The 17,926-nt window shown below is 37.9% G+C and carries 17 protein-coding genes; 8 read left to right on the top strand and 9 right to left on the bottom strand.

From position 1 onward, the window contains the following. Positions 1-126: 126 nt before the first annotated feature. The 5 genes from msrA to B4Z90_RS06670 form a co-directional block, all read right to left on the bottom strand. A complete protein-coding gene (gene msrA / locus B4Z90_RS06690) occupies positions 127-774 on the bottom strand; it encodes a peptide-methionine (S)-S-oxide reductase MsrA (protein ID WP_070561964.1) in 648 nt (215 codons plus the stop codon). A 150-nt stretch (positions 775-924) separates the two neighbouring features. Further along, complete coding sequence (locus B4Z90_RS06685; protein WP_070561962.1) at positions 925-1,533, bottom strand: superoxide dismutase; 609 nt, start codon at positions 1,531-1,533, stop codon at positions 925-927. A gap of 101 nt (positions 1,534-1,634) precedes the next feature. Next, positions 1,635-2,102 (bottom strand): nucleoside deaminase, encoded by a 468-nt coding sequence (locus tag B4Z90_RS06680; RefSeq protein WP_286754821.1) that lies wholly within the window; start codon positions 2,100-2,102, stop codon positions 1,635-1,637. Between the two features lie 9 nt (positions 2,103-2,111). Next, positions 2,112-2,453, bottom strand: coding sequence for a tRNA-binding protein (locus B4Z90_RS06675; protein ID WP_112373905.1), 342 nt, complete (start codon positions 2,451-2,453; stop codon positions 2,112-2,114). Then, positions 2,450-2,659: a hypothetical protein gene (locus tag B4Z90_RS06670; protein ID WP_112373906.1), complete on the bottom strand. Its 210-nt coding sequence runs from the start codon at positions 2,657-2,659 to the stop codon at positions 2,450-2,452. Before B4Z90_RS06670 ends, B4Z90_RS06675 begins: the two co-directional genes overlap by 4 nt. An 87-nt stretch (positions 2,660-2,746) precedes the next feature. On the opposite strand from B4Z90_RS06670, the gene B4Z90_RS06665 reads away from it, so the two are divergent. The 5 genes from B4Z90_RS06665 to B4Z90_RS06645 all read left to right on the top strand — a co-directional run bounded on the left by B4Z90_RS06665 (position 2,747) and on the right by B4Z90_RS06645 (position 10,982). Continuing rightward, complete coding sequence (locus tag B4Z90_RS06665; protein ID WP_286801611.1) at positions 2,747-3,343, top strand: porin family protein; 597 nt, start codon at positions 2,747-2,749, stop codon at positions 3,341-3,343. 171 nt (positions 3,344-3,514) lie between these two features. Next, the gene (locus B4Z90_RS06660; RefSeq protein WP_112373907.1) at positions 3,515-4,285 is read left to right on the top strand and encodes a succinate dehydrogenase cytochrome b subunit; all 771 of its coding nucleotides are present in this window, start codon (positions 3,515-3,517) and stop codon (positions 4,283-4,285) included. A gap of 57 nt (positions 4,286-4,342) precedes the next feature. Next, positions 4,343-6,277, top strand: coding sequence for a fumarate reductase/succinate dehydrogenase flavoprotein subunit (locus tag B4Z90_RS06655; RefSeq protein ID WP_286801610.1), 1,935 nt, complete (start codon positions 4,343-4,345; stop codon positions 6,275-6,277). Positions 6,278-6,291: 14 nt separating this feature from the next. Further along, the gene (locus B4Z90_RS06650; protein ID WP_175441957.1) at positions 6,292-7,065 is read left to right on the top strand and encodes a succinate dehydrogenase/fumarate reductase iron-sulfur subunit; all 774 of its coding nucleotides are present in this window, start codon (positions 6,292-6,294) and stop codon (positions 7,063-7,065) included. A gap of 170 nt (positions 7,066-7,235) precedes the next feature. Next, positions 7,236-10,982: a HAMP domain-containing sensor histidine kinase gene (locus B4Z90_RS06645; RefSeq protein ID WP_286801609.1), complete on the top strand. Its 3,747-nt coding sequence runs from the start codon at positions 7,236-7,238 to the stop codon at positions 10,980-10,982. Positions 10,983-11,279: 297 nt separating this feature from the next. Here the strand turns inward: B4Z90_RS06645 and B4Z90_RS06640 are convergent, their stop codons facing one another. From B4Z90_RS06640 to B4Z90_RS06630, 3 genes are all read right to left on the bottom strand, one after another. Next, on the bottom strand, positions 11,280-12,206 hold the full coding sequence (locus tag B4Z90_RS06640) for a hypothetical protein (RefSeq protein WP_112373909.1): 927 nt from the start codon (positions 12,204-12,206) through the stop codon (positions 11,280-11,282). Positions 12,207-12,305: 99 nt separating this feature from the next. After that, a complete protein-coding gene (gmd, locus tag B4Z90_RS06635) occupies positions 12,306-13,457 on the bottom strand; it encodes a GDP-mannose 4,6-dehydratase (protein ID WP_046674906.1) in 1,152 nt (383 codons plus the stop codon). Positions 13,458-13,719: 262 nt separating this feature from the next. Beyond that, entirely contained in the window at positions 13,720-14,274 is a 555-nt protein-coding gene (locus B4Z90_RS06630) for a lipocalin family protein (RefSeq protein ID WP_046674905.1), read from the bottom strand. 54 nt (positions 14,275-14,328) lie between these two features. Here B4Z90_RS06630 and B4Z90_RS06625 point away from each other — a divergent pair, with 54 nt between their 5' ends. The 3 genes from B4Z90_RS06625 to B4Z90_RS06615 all read left to right on the top strand — a co-directional run bounded on the left by B4Z90_RS06625 (position 14,329) and on the right by B4Z90_RS06615 (position 16,373). Further along, positions 14,329-14,661 (top strand): hypothetical protein, encoded by a 333-nt coding sequence (locus tag B4Z90_RS06625; protein WP_046674904.1) that lies wholly within the window; start codon positions 14,329-14,331, stop codon positions 14,659-14,661. An 87-nt stretch (positions 14,662-14,748) separates the two neighbouring features. Then, positions 14,749-15,663, top strand: a complete 915-nt coding sequence (locus B4Z90_RS06620) for a lysylphosphatidylglycerol synthase transmembrane domain-containing protein (protein WP_070570365.1) — start codon at positions 14,749-14,751, stop codon at positions 15,661-15,663. 2 nt (positions 15,664-15,665) lie between these two features. Then, on the top strand, positions 15,666-16,373 hold the full coding sequence (locus tag B4Z90_RS06615) for an SDR family NAD(P)-dependent oxidoreductase (RefSeq protein ID WP_286801608.1): 708 nt from the start codon (positions 15,666-15,668) through the stop codon (positions 16,371-16,373). A 175-nt stretch (positions 16,374-16,548) separates the two neighbouring features. Here the strand turns inward: B4Z90_RS06615 and B4Z90_RS06610 are convergent, their stop codons facing one another. Continuing rightward, complete coding sequence (locus B4Z90_RS06610; protein ID WP_286801607.1) at positions 16,549-17,922, bottom strand: alpha/beta hydrolase family protein; 1,374 nt, start codon at positions 17,920-17,922, stop codon at positions 16,549-16,551. Positions 17,923-17,926: the final 4 nt, after the last annotated feature.

Raw genomic sequence — 17,926 nt, 5'->3', positions numbered from 1 at the left:
ATCATGAAGCTATCAAGTTTGTTCGTTCCATTATTTGCATGAGAAACCATGGTTTCAACTTGTTAGCATGATACTAAATAGCGTTAATAGAAGTAAAATTACCTCAAATTTTATGAATACCCAAAGTTACTGTCCCTCTTTGAGCACCTTGGAAAAGATACGTTTAAATTTTTCCAATTTCGGTTTAATCACCAATTGGCAGTATGGTTCTTTCCCATTTAATCTGTAATAATCTTGATGATAGTCTTCTGCAGGATAAAAGACTGTTGCCGGAACTACTTCGGTTACAATAGGTTTATTGAAAACATGCTCTTTTTCTAACGCCGAAAGATAATACTGCGTCTTGTCAAGCTGCTCTTTATCGTGCACAAAAATAGCCGAGCGATATTGGGTGCCGATATCATTCCCCTGGCGATTGAGCTCTGTTGGATCATGTGCGACAAAGAAGGCCTCCAATAGTTTGTCGTAGCTGATCACTTTTGGATCAAAAATAATATTGGTTGCTTCCGCATGCCCTGTGCTCCCTGTACAAACCTGCGTATAACTTGGATTTGCTACCCATCCGCCAGTATATCCTGAAACAACATGTACAACCCCCTTTAACTCTTTGAATTGTGCCTCAGTACACCAAAAACAACCTGCCGCAAATGTCGCTGTATCCAAACTTGCCGTATTTTTTGCCGGTAACTTCGAGAAATCAGTTTTTTTTGCCTGCTGTCCCTGGCAGGAGCCTAAAATAAAAAGTGCTGCTAATAGCATTAAAATATTTTTCATCAGTAGCGGGTATGATCGTGGAGTTAACTATTATACTGTAGTGTTCTACTATGGTCTTATAAACAAATACAACTGAGGTTTTGTTTATAAAATAGAAAAGCGACAATAAATTAGTATTGTCGCTTTTCTATGGTTCTATCAAATGTTCAATTATTTTGCTGCAGCATAGTTTTGTGCTACGGCATCCCAATTGATAACATTAAAAATTTCTTCTAAATACGCCGGACGCTTATTTTGGAATTTCAAGTAATAAGCGTGCTCCCAAACATCGATACCTAAAATAGGATTTCCTTTTACTTCAGCAACATCCATCAAAGGATTGTCTTGGTTTGGTGTAGAAGTTACGGCTAATTTACCATCAGCACCAACGATTAACCACGCCCATCCTGAACCAAAACGAGTTGCACCAGCTGCTTGAAGTTGCTTTTTCAACTCATCAAATGAACCAAATGTTGCATTGATTGCTTCGGCTAATTCACCTGTTGGAGCTCCACCAGCATTTGGGCCTAAAACTTTCCAAAACAAAGAGTGATTGTAATGACCACCACCGTTGTTACGTACTGCTGCAGAATATTTACTTACATTTTTAATGATATCCAATAACGATAAGTTCTCAGCGTCTGTACCTGCGATTGCTTTATTTAAGTTATCCACATATGCCTGATGGTGTCTGTCATGGTGGATTTCCATTGTAGTTTTGTCAATATGTGGTTCCAATGCGTCGGCTGCGTATGGTAACGCTTCTAATTCAAATGCCATATCTATTTTAATTTAAATGTTTATTACTTCGTTTATACATACAAATATAACACAATATACACGGTTATGTTTTTATGTGTTACACTAAATCCATTATTTCCTTACCGTTTTTGACGAAAAAATGATTTTACCAAATCAGCACATTCTTCCTGCAAAATACCATGTGTAATGACTGTTTTGGGATGTAATATTTTATCGTGAAAATGAGAATAGCCACGCTTTTCATCTTTGGCGCCATAGACTATTTTACCAATATGTGTCCAATAGGCCGCTCCGGCACACATAATACAAGGTTCTATGGTAACGTATAATGTACATTCATCCAGGTATTTGCCTCCAAGGTAATTAGCAGCTGCTGTAAAAGCCTGCATCTCAGCATGAGCTGTCACATCATTCAATCGCTGCGTCAAATTATGACCTTTCCCTATAACACGTCCTCGATGAACAATAACTGCTCCAATAGGTACCTCCCCCTCTTCGTATGCAACCTTAGCTTCGTTCAATGCCATACGCATGAACGACTCGTCACTATCGATGAGTTGTGTTCCTTCAAAATCTATAAATGTCATGGTACAAACTTAACTAAGTTTAGATCCATTTGGTAATTTTTTGTCGACGGATGTCAAAATAATATCGCCATTTTCGTCGGCAAATCCGGTCACGAGACACTCCGAAAAGAAATTAGCGATCTGCTTTTTGGGAAAGTTCACAACTGCGACCACTTGCTTTCCAATCAACTCTTCTTTGTTATAGTGTACTGTAATCTGGGCACTACTTTGTAAAATACCAATTTCATCTCCAAAATCAAGTTTCAATTGATAGGCTGGCTTTTTAGCTTTCGGAAAGTCCTTTACTTCTAAAATAGTTCCTACCCGTAAATCCACTTTCTCAAAATCGGTCCAACTAATGGCATCACTCATAATCGGTTGCTACTAATATCCTGGATCTCTTTACCTATCGTAAATAAAACATAGGAAGGTTTACGGCCCAAACGAGAAGACAATCGATCAATCAGTTTATCCTCCTCTCCAGCTTTAAAAGCTAAATCTTCATCACTTAAGTGGTTGTACTTGCGACGGAGTTTTTCTTTGGCTACTTGCCACTGTTCTTCGTTAATTTTCAGCATAACTCAGATTTAGGTATAAAATTTGTATATCTTTACTGAACTGTAAAAGTTTGTTTAAAGATACAATATATACATAAATAAAAGATTATGAAAAAGATTTTACCAGCATTACTTTTGATTTGTGGTAGCATAGCAACGGCACAGGCGCAGCTTTTGCCGGGTTTTGAGGTGGGTGTAAAAGGAGGTTTGAACTTCTCCAAACTTAAAAGCGATGGCAAATATTTCAATTCCGACACGAAAGCAGGCTACCAAGCTGGTCTTTATGGACGTGTTGGTGTTTTGGGATTCCATATTCAACCTGAGGTGTACTTAACAGGTAAAAACACAACAGTGAAAGCTGAAAATGGGGAATCTACAGATGTTAAATTTACAACAGTTGATGTTCCAGTATTATTGGGCAAACGTTTTGGCTTAGGTCCGATTGGCGCGAGAATTCAAACTGGCCCAATATTTTCGTTTAAAGTAGATGATAAGCAAGATAAAGTCATCGACCAATTGAATCCCAATAACTACAAAAAAAGTGGTACAGCTTGGGCATTTGGCGTAGGAGCTGACATTTCAAGTTTACGTGTCGATGTTAGATACGAAATGGGCTTAAACAAAGTAAATAACGAGAGTCAGGCAAATCCAAAAATCAATATGTGGAGTATCGGGTTAGGCTATAGATTATTCAGTATTCTATAGTTCGTCCAACCTTGTTTATATGCAATTGAAAAGTCCGTTTTTATTCAAAACGGACTTTTTAATTGTATAGACTTTAGAACCGTTCTAAATTATTGCTTTTTCTTGTCAAAATGGTATCATATTTAATAGCAAATAGTAGATTTGCCTAATTCAAATTAAATTACAAGGATAATGAGTAAATCAAAGCCAGTTTTCAGTTCTTCGATTGGGAAGAAGCTAATCATGAGCTTAACAGGAATCTTCCTATGTTTATTCCTAGTTGTTCACTTGGTTGGTAACTTGCAATTATTTAAAGATGATGCGGGTCTAGCGTTCAACAAGTACGCCTATTTTATGACTCACTTTACACCAATCAAAGTTGTTTCTTACTTATTGTATGCTTCGGTCATTGTTCACGTCATCTACGCTATTACATTGTCGATGAAAAACAAGGCCGCTCGTCCTATTGGTTATGCCAAATATGATGGTCAAGCAAACAGCAAGTGGAATTCACGCAACATGGGTATCTTAGGTACTGTCATTTTAGTATTCTTAGCTACGCACATGTCTAATTTTTGGTGGAAGTTTCACAATGATGAAGTGCCGTACATCGAATACCGTACTGATTTGGCAACTGGACAAACCACAGCGAGAGAACTTCAAGCTTCTGAATTCCACGACTACCAAGAAACGGTAGAAAACAATGTTCAAATCTTAAAAGCGAGAGATTTGTACAAGCAAGTTGACTTTGCATTCCAAAATATTGCATTGGTCGCATTGTATGTTATTGCGATGGCAGCATTGGCATTCCACTTAATTCATGGTTTCCAATCTGCATTCCAAACTTTAGGTTTTAACCACAGAAGATATATTGGAATCATCAGAGTAATAGGTGTTTGGGTATTTGGAGTTTTAATCCCAATTGGCTTTGTATTAATGCCATTGTTTTTCTTCTTTAAATAATTCAGAATCTTTTAAGATAGAGCAGCAGCTCTATTCATTAATATAAAATTAAGAGATATGTTAGATTCAAAAGTACCAGCGGGCCCATTAGCCCAAAAGTGGTCAAATCATAAATTTAATCTTAAGTTGGTTAACCCTGCTAACAAACGTAAATTTACCGTTATTGTTGTTGGTACAGGTCTTGCTGGTGCATCTGCAGCAGCGTCTTTAGCTGAATTAGGATATAATGTAATTACATTCTGTTATCAAGATTCACCTCGTCGTGCGCACTCTATTGCAGCACAAGGTGGTATCAATGCAGCAAAGAGCTACCAAAATGACGGTGACTCTGTTTTCCGTTTATTCTACGATACAATCAAAGGTGGTGACTACCGCTCACGTGAGGCAAACGTTTACCGTTTGGCTGAGGTATCTGTCAACATCATTGACCAATGTGTTGCTCAAGGTGTTCCTTTTGCGCGTGAATACGGAGGTCTATTAGACAACCGTTCTTTCGGTGGTGCGCAAGTTAGCCGTACGTTCTATGCACGTGGTCAAACGGGACAACAATTGTTGTTGGGCGCTTATTCAGCGTTAAACCGTCAAATCAAAAAAGGGAAAGTAAAATCGTATACGCGTCATGAGATGTTAGACTTAGTTATGATCGATGGTCATGCTAAAGGTATCGTCACTCGTGACTTGGTTTCAGGTAAAATCGAAACGCATGCTGCACATGCAGTATTGATGTGTACTGGTGGTTACGGTAACGTATTCTTCTTGTCGACAAATGCAATGGGATGTAACGTTACAGCAGCTTGGAGAGCGCACAAACGTGGTGCTTACTTTGCAAACCCTTGTTATACGCAAATTCACCCAACTTGTATCCCGGTAACAGGTGATCACCAATCTAAATTGACATTGATGTCAGAGTCTCTACGTAATGACGGCCGTGTATGGGTTCCTAAAACTCAAGAAATGGCTGAAAGATTGCGTAAAGGTGAGATCAAAGCCAATGACATCAAAGAAGACGACAGAGATTATTTCTTGGAGCGTAAATATCCTTCATTCGGTAACTTGGTACCACGTGACGTGGCATCTCGTAATGCAAAAGAAGCTGTTGATGATGGTCGTGGTGTTGGTAAAACTGGTTTTGCGGTATTCTTGGATTTTAAAGAAGCTATCGGTCGTCTAGGCGAAGATGCTGTACGTGCTAAATATGGTAACTTATTTGACATGTACTACCAAATCACGGACGAGAACCCTTACAAACAACCAATGCGTATCTATCCAGCTGTTCACTATACAATGGGTGGCGTATGGGTTGATTACAACTTGATGACTACAATCCCAGGTTTGTATGCATTGGGTGAGTGTAACTTCTCTGACCACGGCGCAAACCGCTTAGGTGCTTCGGCATTGATGCAAGGTCTTGCCGATGGTTATTTCGTAATTCCTTACACTGTGGGTGATTACTTAGCTAAATTAGGTTCATTCGCACCAGTAGATCACAACCATCCGGCATTCGAATCTACACGTAAGGAAGTTGAAGACAAAATCAACAAATTGTTGTCTTTAAACGGTACTGAAACGGTTGATGATATCCACAAAAAACTAGGTCTCATCATGTGGGAATACTGTGGTATGGCTCGTACTGCTGAAGGCTTAAAGAAAGCACAAGGTTTGATCCAAGAGTTGAAAAAAGAATTCTGGACAAACGTTAGAGTCCTTGGAGAGAATGAAGAATTAAATCTTTCTTTAGAAAAAGCTGGTCGCGTAGCTGACTTCTTAGAATTAGGTGAGTTAATGGTAGTCGATGCATTGCAACGCGCGGAGTCTTGTGGTGGTCACTTCCGTTTAGAAAGCCAAACTGAAGAAGGTGAAGCAAAACGTAACGATGATGAATTCGCCTATGTATCTGCTTGGGAATACAAAGGAGACAATGTACCTGAGGAATTACACAAGGAAGACTTGGTATTCGAGAACGTTCAGTTAACACAAAGAAGTTATAAATAAGAAGGAAAATTATCATGGCACAACATATGAATTTAACGCTGAAAGTTTGGCGTCAAAAAAATGATAAAGATAAAGGTCAATTTGTAACTTATCAGGCAAACGATATCGCTGATGATATGTCTTTCTTAGAGATGCTTGATATTGTCAATGAAGAATTGACTCGTAAAGGAGAAGATCCTATATATTTCGATCACGACTGTCGTGAAGGTATCTGCGGGATGTGTTCATTAGTCATCAACGGTCGCCCTCACGGTCCTAAAGAAGGTACAACAACATGTCAATTGCACATGCGTAGCTTCCACGATGGACAGACTATCGTGATTGAACCTTGGAGAGCTGCTGCATTCCCTGTATTGAAAGACCTTGCAACAGACCGTACGGCTTTTGACCGCATTCAACAAGCTGGTGGATATGTAAATGTTAATACAGGTGGTGTTCCTGATGCCAATGTTATTCCGATTCCTAAACGTATCGCTGACGAAGCATTTGAATCGGCTACATGTATCGGTTGTGGTGCTTGTGTTGCAGCATGCAAAAATGCTTCTGCAATGTTATTTGTGTCTGCAAAAGTATCTCAATTTGCCTTATTACCTCAAGGCCAAACTGAGCGTTACGAACGTGCACAGGCAATGGTAGATCAAATGGATGCTGAAGGTTTCGGTAACTGTACCAATACAGGTGCTTGCGAAGCAGAATGTCCTGTAGGAATCAAATTAACAAACATTGCTCGCTTAAACCGTGAGTACTTGACTGCTAAAATCTTCAGACAAGAAGAACCGCACGCTTAATAAGCAATTAAAATCCTTCGTGTTTTCGATAGCGTTAACAAAGCTTAAGAAACCGATTGAAGATTCTTTCTAGCCAATTAAAATAGGCTATTCAGAAAATAATATAAAAGTCCTTGCCCTAAGAAAGCAAGGACTTTTTTTTATATTTACAATAATGTAAATTGACGAACGTGAATTCTGGTATAAAAATTCGATTACTCCTACTTATCTTGACTTTATGCTTTATAGGAACAGCTATCACCATTAAAGAATCTGTTACCAATAAGGAAATACTGGACATTGATACAAAATCACTCAATGATTATATCGCTCAACAAGAGAAAAAAGTCGACCGAATTTTTAATGATTCACTCCTGCTCAAAACATTTAAAAACTACGATCAGTACCCAATAGCAGTTTATCAGGCATTTGAAAAGTTCAAAACCAATGAGAAGGTTTATTTATTTCTCTTTAAGGACCATGAACCGAAGATGTGGAGCACGCATTTATTTGTGCCAATTACAGATCAGGGATTTCCGGAAAAATCCAATTTTATTCAGGATGATAACCGTTCTTACGTTGTTCGAAAAAAAACAATTGGCAATATCAGTATACTCGCCTATATTATTGTAAAAGGCTATACAAATAACAACAACCCCTATTTAAATAGCTCATTGCGGAGGAACTTCTTCGACTCTCGAAATATCGACATTGCCTCCTATACAGACACGGTCACCATTAAAAATATCTATAGCAATGAAGGGTCTTATCTATTCTCTGTTAAGCTAAAAGACGGAGAGCATGAAAATGCCTATACGATTTTGCAATTCTTCTGTTGGCTACTTGCCTGGATCGCATTACTGATCTTCTTCAATAGTCTCTGCCTACATATGGCCAAGACAGGAAGGGCCTGGTGGTCTGCATTACTGCTATTATCGGTATTTAGCCTCGTCAAATTTGCCGATCTTAAATGGAATCTGCTGTCCGAAAACGCGACATTTTCAATTTTCGATTCGCGCAATTACGCTTACAATCGCTTCTTCCCCAATATATGGTCCGTGATGTCCACCACCATATTGGTGTTATGGTTGATTCTATTTATCTATTCAATTCGCAAAGAGCTCAATTTCGACAAGATAAAGAACATCCGGTTCTTCAGAATTCCTATCGCAATCGGATTTATTCTAAGTATATACCTGTCGTTCGGTCTATTGTATGACATCGCTGGTACCCTGATTACGCACTCTAACAACATCTATTTTGATTTCACAAAACTTGTCGATTTACATTTCCTAAGTTGGGTAGATTTAGGCATTGTTGGCATGGGTATTTTGGCCTTGAGCATCTACATTGATCTTGTCCTATTTTTTCTTAAAAAATTAGAGTTAAAACCGACGCAGCTACTCAACATTCAACTGGCATGTGTCATTTTTGTCATCCTGATCATTTCCTTTTATATTGAGAAAAATAGCCTGGTCAATTTGTTACTTGCACTGATCATCCTGATTAAATCATTTGGCGAGAAGTATTTCGACCGACATATATTAACAAATTATATCGCCGTACTGATACTTTGGGCAATCATAAGTGCAATCACGCACGCTCGTTTCTATCAGGAACGGAACTTAATTGACATGAAGATCTTATTGAGTAACCTACAATCAGAAGATGATGTCAATGCTGTTTCATTGTTCTCCGATATTGAAAGTAGCCTAGCAAACGATCAAGAATTAAAACACCTATTTAATATCAGTCTCCCCTATACCAATACTGAGGGGATCAACGATTTCATCAAGAAAAAGTACTTTAGTGGCTATCTTTCCAAATATGAGTTCAAAGCATATTATTATGATCAGAATAATATTCCGCTCAATCCAGCCAGTCAGAATAAGATCAATGAATATCGAGAAAAAGTAATCAACAAGTCGATAAAAGTCACGCAGAACTTTTACCGTTCCAGTGCGGAATTAGGTACGCATGAATACTTCTCCATCATCCCTGTCACCATTGACCAAAATAGAATTGTCAATGTTATCGTCAATCTTTCCAATAAAGATTTTAGCTATACGGTTCCCTATCCCGAAATCCTTACCGATATGCGGATTAACAATTCGCAATATTATAATAAAGGAGATTATTCGATAGCCCTCTATAAAGGCGGCTCCTTAATAACACAGTTTGGGAAATATACTTACGAGAACAATTTGAGGGGGCTGAAAGGTGTTCCAGGGGAATATATTCAAGTACTCGACCGAGATGCATACCTACATATGGCTTATGTTGCCAATAAATTCTCTACATACGTTATCAGTAAACAAAAACCTTCTTTTTGGGATTATCTAGCGACGACTTCATTTCTGTTCTTGGTATTTTTTATGATTTTCATGCTTTTCCATTTCATAAAATCACTCTATATCTTTCTTAAAAATACCAAGCTAACTTTCCGTAATTTAAAGTATCAGTTCTACAAAATAGTAAATAAAATACAGTACTCTACACGTATTCAGACTTCCATCATCTCATCGGTAATTCTGGCTATTCTTATTTCAGCGGTAATTTCATATATAAGTATCAACAAGCAGCTTTATAATAACAATAAAGCAAGTAAAGAGCGCTTTATTATCGAGCTGGGTAAACGGATGGAAAATATGTTGACCTACACAGATGAAACATCCACCGAAACGCAGCTGATTAGTATTCTCAAGACATTATCCGAAACAATTTCCAAAGACTTCAATCTTTATTCCAAATCAGGCAGGTTACTTTACAGTTCGCAGCGTAGAATCTACGATCTGGAGCTTTTCTCTACTTTCATTAATCCGGCTGCACTGAAAAATCTTTCCATCTTAAAAAAATCGGAGACAATTGAAGATGAGCGTATTGGCACTTTCCAATTTGAGACCAGCTACGCCACCATCAGGGATAAAAACTATAATACACTGGCTTATATAGGTATACCAAACTTCTCACTTCAGAAGGAAGAAAATATCAATAAGAATCTTCTTTTAAATACCATAGTGAACATTTATTCGCTGATTATTATAGGCTTTGGATTTTATGCGACGTTTGTGGCCAACAGTGTCACCAATCCATTGAGCATCATCAGTAAGAAGATTTCACAACTACGCCTGGGGCAGCCCAACGAGCCTCTGTTTTGGCAACGAAATGATGAAATAGGTACATTGATCAAAGAATATAATCTTATGATCATAAAGCTGGAGGACTATGCTAATAAGATCAAAGATACCGAGCGAGAATCAACTTGGCGTGAGATGGCTCAACAGATTGCCCATGAAATCAAAAATCCGTTGACACCAATGAAATTAGGCATTCAGCAACTCCGTAGATCTTACAAAGACGAGGACCCTAAATTTCCGGATCGCTTCAATAAATTCTCCACTTCATTCATCGAACAAATCGATGCATTGACGCATATTGCCTCAGAATTTTCACATTTTGCAAAATTCCCAAATACGGTAATGGAAAACATCAATATTGTAGAGAAAGTAACAAAGTCCATTTCCTTGTACAACAATACACCAAATGTAAGTATTCGTCTCATTAACAATGCGGATCACAGAACCCTTATCGTTAAAGCAGATGGTAATGAGCTATTAAGAACCTTCAATAATTTGATAAAAAATGCGATTGAGGGCGGTTATGGACGAAAAAACATGAAGATCGAGATTTCCATTGAACGCTACTCAGACAAATTTGTCAAGATAGATATCAAAGACAACGGTTATGGGATTCCCAAAGAGATGCAGGATAAAATTTTCCAGATTAATTTCACGACAAAGAGTTCCGGAAACGGTTTAGGACTAGTTCTTGTCAAAAAGACAATTGAAGCCTGTAACGGGCAAATCTATTTTGAGACTGTAGAAGGCGAAGGTACAACGTTTCATATACTGCTTCCTTTGCAACAGATAGAATCTTAAATCAACTGTAATCAGACATCCAAGAAAGCGGATAGGATACTGCACCCAAAGCATCTAAATAATAAGATGAGCCGTTCCAAGTACATAAATAAGAGGCTACCACATTCAAGTAATGTAAATAAAACTAGGGCGTTCAGTTAGGCTCCTTATATCTCAAACATTGATTACATAAAACTGAACGATAAATGGGAATAGTCCTATTCTTACGACGTTCCAAGGATCAGCCTAACACAAACAGCGTACTATTAAACAAAAAAGCTCTTNNAAGAGCTTTTTTGTTTAATAGTTCATTTATTTTTAACGTAACACAACCGTAGATCGTCCCATGATTGCATTATCTTCATATAGCAAAACCGTATAGGCCCCTTTTGAGAACCCCTCTTCTGCTGCCCAATAGACGATATAATCTTCACCTTTGTTGGTAAATAAAATATTGTGTTTAAAGGTATATTGCAATTTCTCTCCATGTACATAGAAAATATTATCACCTTGCACGACCAGATTTCCCTGTGGATCGATAATTCTGACATATATATCACGTTCTCCACTTTTAGCTAACGGATTATCAGCAACGGTAAAGTTGATTTTTAACTTATCGATTTTTTTAGCACGTTCTTCTACGACTTCCTTTCCATTCTTTTTGACTTCAAGTCCATTTATACTGATACTTGAAACCTTCAATGCTGAAGCAGTTGCAACTTTCTCTTTCAGGTCCGAATTTGATGTAACTAAAGAAGTAATTTGTTTTTCTTTTTCAACTACAGATTCGCTCAAATTGGAGTTTTGCTTCGATAAAATTTGATTTTCCTGAATCAGCCGTTGCACATTTACACGATAAGTATCCACCTGCTTCTTAAGCTGATTGATCTTGTGCTGTGCATCATCAATATCTTTTGGAGTAATACTTTTATTTTCAAGCTTTTTACGAAGTACTGCGATCTCCGCCCTAGAATCATCCTTCTGCACAGTCATCTCTGGCGTCAATTGGACATTTTCTACATCAATTTTATCCAATTCAGCTTCAATACGATCGATTTGTACCTGCAGATTTTCTTTTTCTACTGTAAGTGTATAGACCTTTTCACCATTGGTCTTAAACTTGACATAAAAATATATGTTTGTTGCAAGTAATGCTGCTATCGCAATGATAAAGAAGTAAATCTTCGAAGAATCTTTCTTCTTTTCTTCTTCTTTCTTACTCGAAACAACTTCTGAATTTATCATAATATACTGTCATTTTCATAGGTATAAATCTATAAATTTATACTATTGAATGTTTAAACAAAAATTATTCCAGTTTTATTTTTTTTTACCAATTATGAATTATTCAAAATAATTCAAGGTTTCAAATCCGCCTTGTTTTAAGTATTCTTCCTTTCTCATCAGATGAAGATCGGATTGTACCATGTCTGTTACCAACATCTGAAGATCATATTTTGGCGTCCATCCAAGTTTTGTATTTGCTTTTGTCGGATCACCAATAAGTAAATCGACTTCAGTTGGCCTATAATATGCCGGATCAACTTTGACAACAGTCTGACCGAATTTAATCAGCGACTTATCAATATTTAACTGAGCTAAGCGTTCCTCGTCAATATCGATAATTACCCCCTTCTCCTGCTCTCCCTTGCCACTGAACTCAATTTCAATTCCCAATTCTGCAAAAGCCATGCGAACAAAATCCCTAACAGTTGTTGTCACACCTGTAGCAATCACAAAATCTTCTGCGGTTTCTTGTTGTAGAATCAACCACATTGCTTCTACATAATCTTTGGCATGCCCCCAGTCACGTTGTGCGGACAGATTACCAAGATATAATTTATCTTGCAGCCCTAGCGCGATTTTTGCCACAGCCCTGGTAATTTTACGTGTCACAAAAGTTTCTCCTCTTACAGGGCTCTCGTGATTAAATAAAATACCATTACAGGCATACATCTTATAAGCTTCACGGTAATTTACAGTAATCCAATAACCGTACATTTTTGCTACAGCATACGGACTTCGTGGATAAAAGGGTGTTGTTTCACTTTGTGGAACCGCTTGCACCAATCCATACAATTCGGAAGTGGAAGCCTGATAAATACGGGTTTTTTCGATCATTCCCAATAATCTGACCGCCTCAAGAATCCGCAATGTACCGATACCATCTGCATTAGCAGTATATTCTGGCGTATCAAAACTAACCTTTACGTGAGATTGTGCCGCAAGATTGTAAATCTCGTCAGGCTGTGTTTCTTGTATAATACGAATCAAATTGGTTGAATCCGTCAAATCACCAAAATGCAATGTGAAATTTCGATTGTCGAGATGAGGATCTTGATAAAGATGGTCAATACGATCAGTATTGAATAAAGAGCTGCGGCGTTTTAAACCGTGTACTTTGTATCCTTTCTTCAATAGGAATTCTGCTAGATAGGCACCATCTTGTCCTGTTATACCTGTTATTAAAGCAGTTTTCGTGTTTTGTTCAGCCATGTTTCTCTCTAGATTAAGCAATACCTGACGAAATCGTTAGATATTTATCCCATATCCATACATACAATTAGTTTATCCGCGATTAATTTAGCTACGCACAAGATTATCATTCAATACTTGCCGGTCACCGTATTCGTAAACTCATCCGTCTACAGCTCAAATAAATCATAATGAATTGGGAGTGTAAAAGTATTAAATTTTAAACAAAAAAAGCCATAGGAATTCCTATAGCTTTCTGTTATTCTTTTTTTATCGTTTACGTTTAGTTTGAGCGCGTAAAGTTAAAAACTAGATAGGCTTCTCCATTCGCAACAGTCAATGGCATACGCATAACTAATTTATTCCCATCAGAATAAGATAAATCTAAGCGGTAACCTGTTGTGACATTTTTCGCCTTATCGCCCGCATAAATCTTTTTAAATTGAAACTGAGGCTCTCCTAAGCCTTTTCCAGGGTTATAGATAGACCAAAAAATCTCACGTGATGCTCCTGGAGCACATAAAGTTCCTTGCGCATTAAATGTAATTGATCCTTTCCCATTTCCAATAAAATTCCATGTACTACCTACGAAACATTCTGCCGGAGCCTCTTCAAATACACTTTTGATCGTGAATGAAGAAGGTAAATTCTCTCTATCGATTGTATTCAATGTCCACGTTCCTTTTACCGCGGATTTCCAATCCGAAGCGCTAGGACCAGAAGCTGCACTCGTATTGGAAGAAGGATTTCCAGTTGATGTACCTTGCTTTTGTGCTCCACAAGAAAATAAGGTCACCGTAGCAAAAACAGTTGCTAATGATAAAACGAATCGATTCATATGTATAAATTTTAATTTCAAATTGTATTTTTGGGGTAAATTAATCCACAAATCATGAAGATTACAGCCAAAAATCATACCATAAGCAAAATAATCGCAAAAACGCTGTTAAGGTTATTTATCATTTTATTGGCCTTTGCTTCTTATCCGCTTTTTTTAGGACAGGAAGCAAAAAGCAAATTGAATCAAATCAGCCTTGCTTTTACGAACAAGATAGCACTCATAGCTCCTATCTTGTTATTTTGCTTCATCATTGGATTAATGATCGCTGTGCTCAAGCACAAATATAACAGAATTGACCTAAATTGGCTATTTTCTCTTGCTACTATCTTTGGTATTTTATATTTGATATTATTGTATTCAAGAATTTACCCAACGATTGCTTAAGCCCAATTGCACAATTCGCCAAAGTTTCTAACTTTGGATTCTCCAAAACGCTAATTACAGCCGAACAAGATTGGATGTATAATTTATATGGATAAAAAAAAGGGGCTCAAAATAGCCAAAAATATAGCAAAGATTGTCGTTACTGTAGGAGCCTTATACTGGGTATTTAGCAAGGTATCGCTAAAGGATCTGAAAGAAGCCGTCATCAACTCCAATCCTCTCTATCTATTCTTTGCTTTAGTTGCTTATAGTATCTCAATTTTTATTTCTTCTTCGCGCTTATTGACTTTTTTAAAGGCAATCGGTTTAGATGTTACGGAAAAATATAATTTAAAACTGTATCAACTTGGCCTATTTTACAACCTCATTTTACCAGGCGGTGTTGGCGGAGATGGTTATAAAATATTCTTCCTCAGGAAACGATTCAATATTAAAGGACGAAAATTATTTACGGCCTTATTTTTAGATAGATTAAGTGGATTATGGGCACTGTGCCTCATCATTGCAGCGCTAGTTACTTATATGCCACAACTCGGAATTCCAAACTATCTGACCGTTATTCTATTTATAATAGGGAGCGTTCTCTATTACTTTATCGTAACCAAGTTCTTTAAAGAATACAAGGCTACATTTTTAATAGCCCATTTAAAAGCAATCGGTGTGCAATCCATGCAAGTTATTGCAGCAATTCTTATCCTTTATGCACTAGGATTTAGCGGCAAATTTTCTCCTTACCTATTTTTATTCCTTGCATCTTCTCTTGTTTCGATCATTCCGTTTTCAGTGGGTGGTTTAGGGATGCGTGAGCTTGTGATCATGTGGGGAGCGGGCATATTCCACGTCGACTCACACAATGCGGTTTTAATCACCTTGTTATTTTATATTATTTCCGCTCTCGTCGCGCTTTCAGGAATTTATTTTATCTTTCATCCGCAAGCAATTGGAGAGGACAAATTACCTTCCGCAGAAGAAGTTGAACAAAGTCAAAAACTAGAAGAATAAACATGGCAAATATTATTATTACAGGTGCAAGCAGTGGTGTTGGATTTGAAGCGGTGTTGGATTTGACCTCTAAAAAGGACAACAAAGTCATTGCTTTGGCTAGATCAGCAGACAAACTGAGAAAACTTCATGAAATTGCAGGTCAGCTCAACTATGATGGCGGCACCTTATACCCGGCTCAATTTGATATTGTCTACGATGACTATACTACACTTGTTCCCTTCATCCAATCAAAATTTGATAAGGTTGATATCTTGATAAACAATGCTGGAGCACTCATCAATAAGCCATTTATGGAAACTGATGGAAAGGATTTTGCTGAAATGCTACAAACCAATGTATTGGGACATGTAAATATGATACAAAACGTTGTTCCCATGATGCCATCAGGCTCACATATTGTCAATATTGGCAGTATGGGGGGATTTCAGGGATCATTGAAGTTTCCCGGACTTTCGGCATATTCAACCAGCAAAGCCGCATTAGCAGTGCTTACAGAATGCTTAGCGGAGGAGTTTAAGGAAAAAGGAATCAAAGTGAACTGTCTAGCCTTAGGATCTGCTCAGACCGAAATGTTCGAGGCTGCTTTTCCGGGTGTTGAAGCGGGTACTTTAGCCTTTGAAATGGGACGCTATATTGCAGAGTTCGCTCAAAATGGACATCACTATTTCAATGGGAAAATACTTCCTGTAGCCAATACAACACCTTAATTGGAAAGCCCTTCAAAAAAATATCCCTTGATCTAATATAGTCAGGTTGGTGTAATATAGTCAGGTTGGTGTAATATAGTCAGGGCCATTTAATAGAACATTAAATGGCCCTGATCTTTTACCCCTATTTGATCCGGAAAGAAATACTAAAACTCGCGGCCTTCAGTTTATTAAATCAATTTGTCTTCAATTTAAGCCATTTTGTAAGGTCATCCATCAATTGTTCATTAAAACTCTCTGAGTTTTCAAAATATTCTTCGATTTTTCCAGTTTGCGCATGCTGAAAAAGGTGATTCAAATTGGGATAATCCTTAATGGTGAGGTCAGTAGTCTTTAAGTGCAGGTGTTGGAGACAATAAATGTTTTCATTTGCAGGAACTTGGACGTCCTTTCCGCCAAATGAAGCAAAAACCGGTATTTTTAGCTGCTTCAGATAATAAGCCGGATCGATACGAAGAAACGTTCTAAACCAGGGGCTCATCATTGGACTGAGTTTAATTTTCATATCAGCAGTCAGGGGATTACCGTTATTTTGCTGAATAAGTTCTTTTTCCAACGATTCGGCCAATGCCTTTGGTGGCGCATCTTCCAATAGAATAGTATACAATCTTCGATTATTTGCTTTATTGATCTGTAATGCTGCTTCAGATAATCCGCCCGCTTTTCCTAAAGCATAACTCTGTAAGATCAGTAAAGAATCTCCTTTGATCACTGGGCCAGACAAAAGTGCAATATACTTTACCTTACTGTTCTCGGATGCCACTATTTCGGCAATTAGGGCTCCCTCACTATGCCCGATCATTCCGATTTTATCCACATCTACTATAGCTTTTTTGCTGAGAAAATCAACTGCAGCATTGGCATCAGAGGCAAAATCAATTGTTGTCGCTAAATTCACTTCTCCTTTAGAGCCGCCTACCCCTCGATCATCGTAACGTAATACAGCAAAACCGTTTTTGGTAAGATGATCTGCAAGCACCTTAAATGGCCTGTGACCAAACACTTCAGAATCCCTATTCTGCTGACCGCTACCGTTGACCAACACCAATGCGGGGAATGGTCCACCATTTTTAGGATAAGTCAGAGAGCCCGTAAGAACTGCATTGCCGGCACTATTTTTAAACGAAACTTCCTCTTCCGTATAGCTATAAGGAGGAAAAACATCCTGCTTACGAGAAAGCCCACTCTGTTCATTCTCGCTTCGTACTAAAATCATAGCAGATTCAAAGGGGCCTTGTTTCATCACCCCTTTCATAACATCTTTATCCCGATCCAAAAAGCCCGCATACAGAAGACCTATATTCTTAACATCCATCCAAATGGAATCGTGTTGAATACGTATTTGATTGATTGGAAATTTCTGCGCTGTTTGCATCGGACTCTCAAAGGTACCATTCCACTTCCCTGCACTATCTTTTTGAATATTGAATACCAGTAGCAGCTTCTGCCCTGAAACCTCAACCTCGCCCTTCCATGAGCCATCAAATGTCTGCGCATGGGTACATGAAAAATGAAAACAAATGATAAATAGGTATAAAATTTTTCTCATTGTC

The sequence above is a fragment of the Sphingobacterium sp. UBA5639 genome, assembly GCF_002421245.1.
Taxonomy (GTDB): Bacteria; Bacteroidota; Bacteroidia; order Sphingobacteriales; family Sphingobacteriaceae; genus Sphingobacterium; species Sphingobacterium multivorum.
This window is presented reverse-complemented; position numbering and strand designations above follow the sequence as displayed.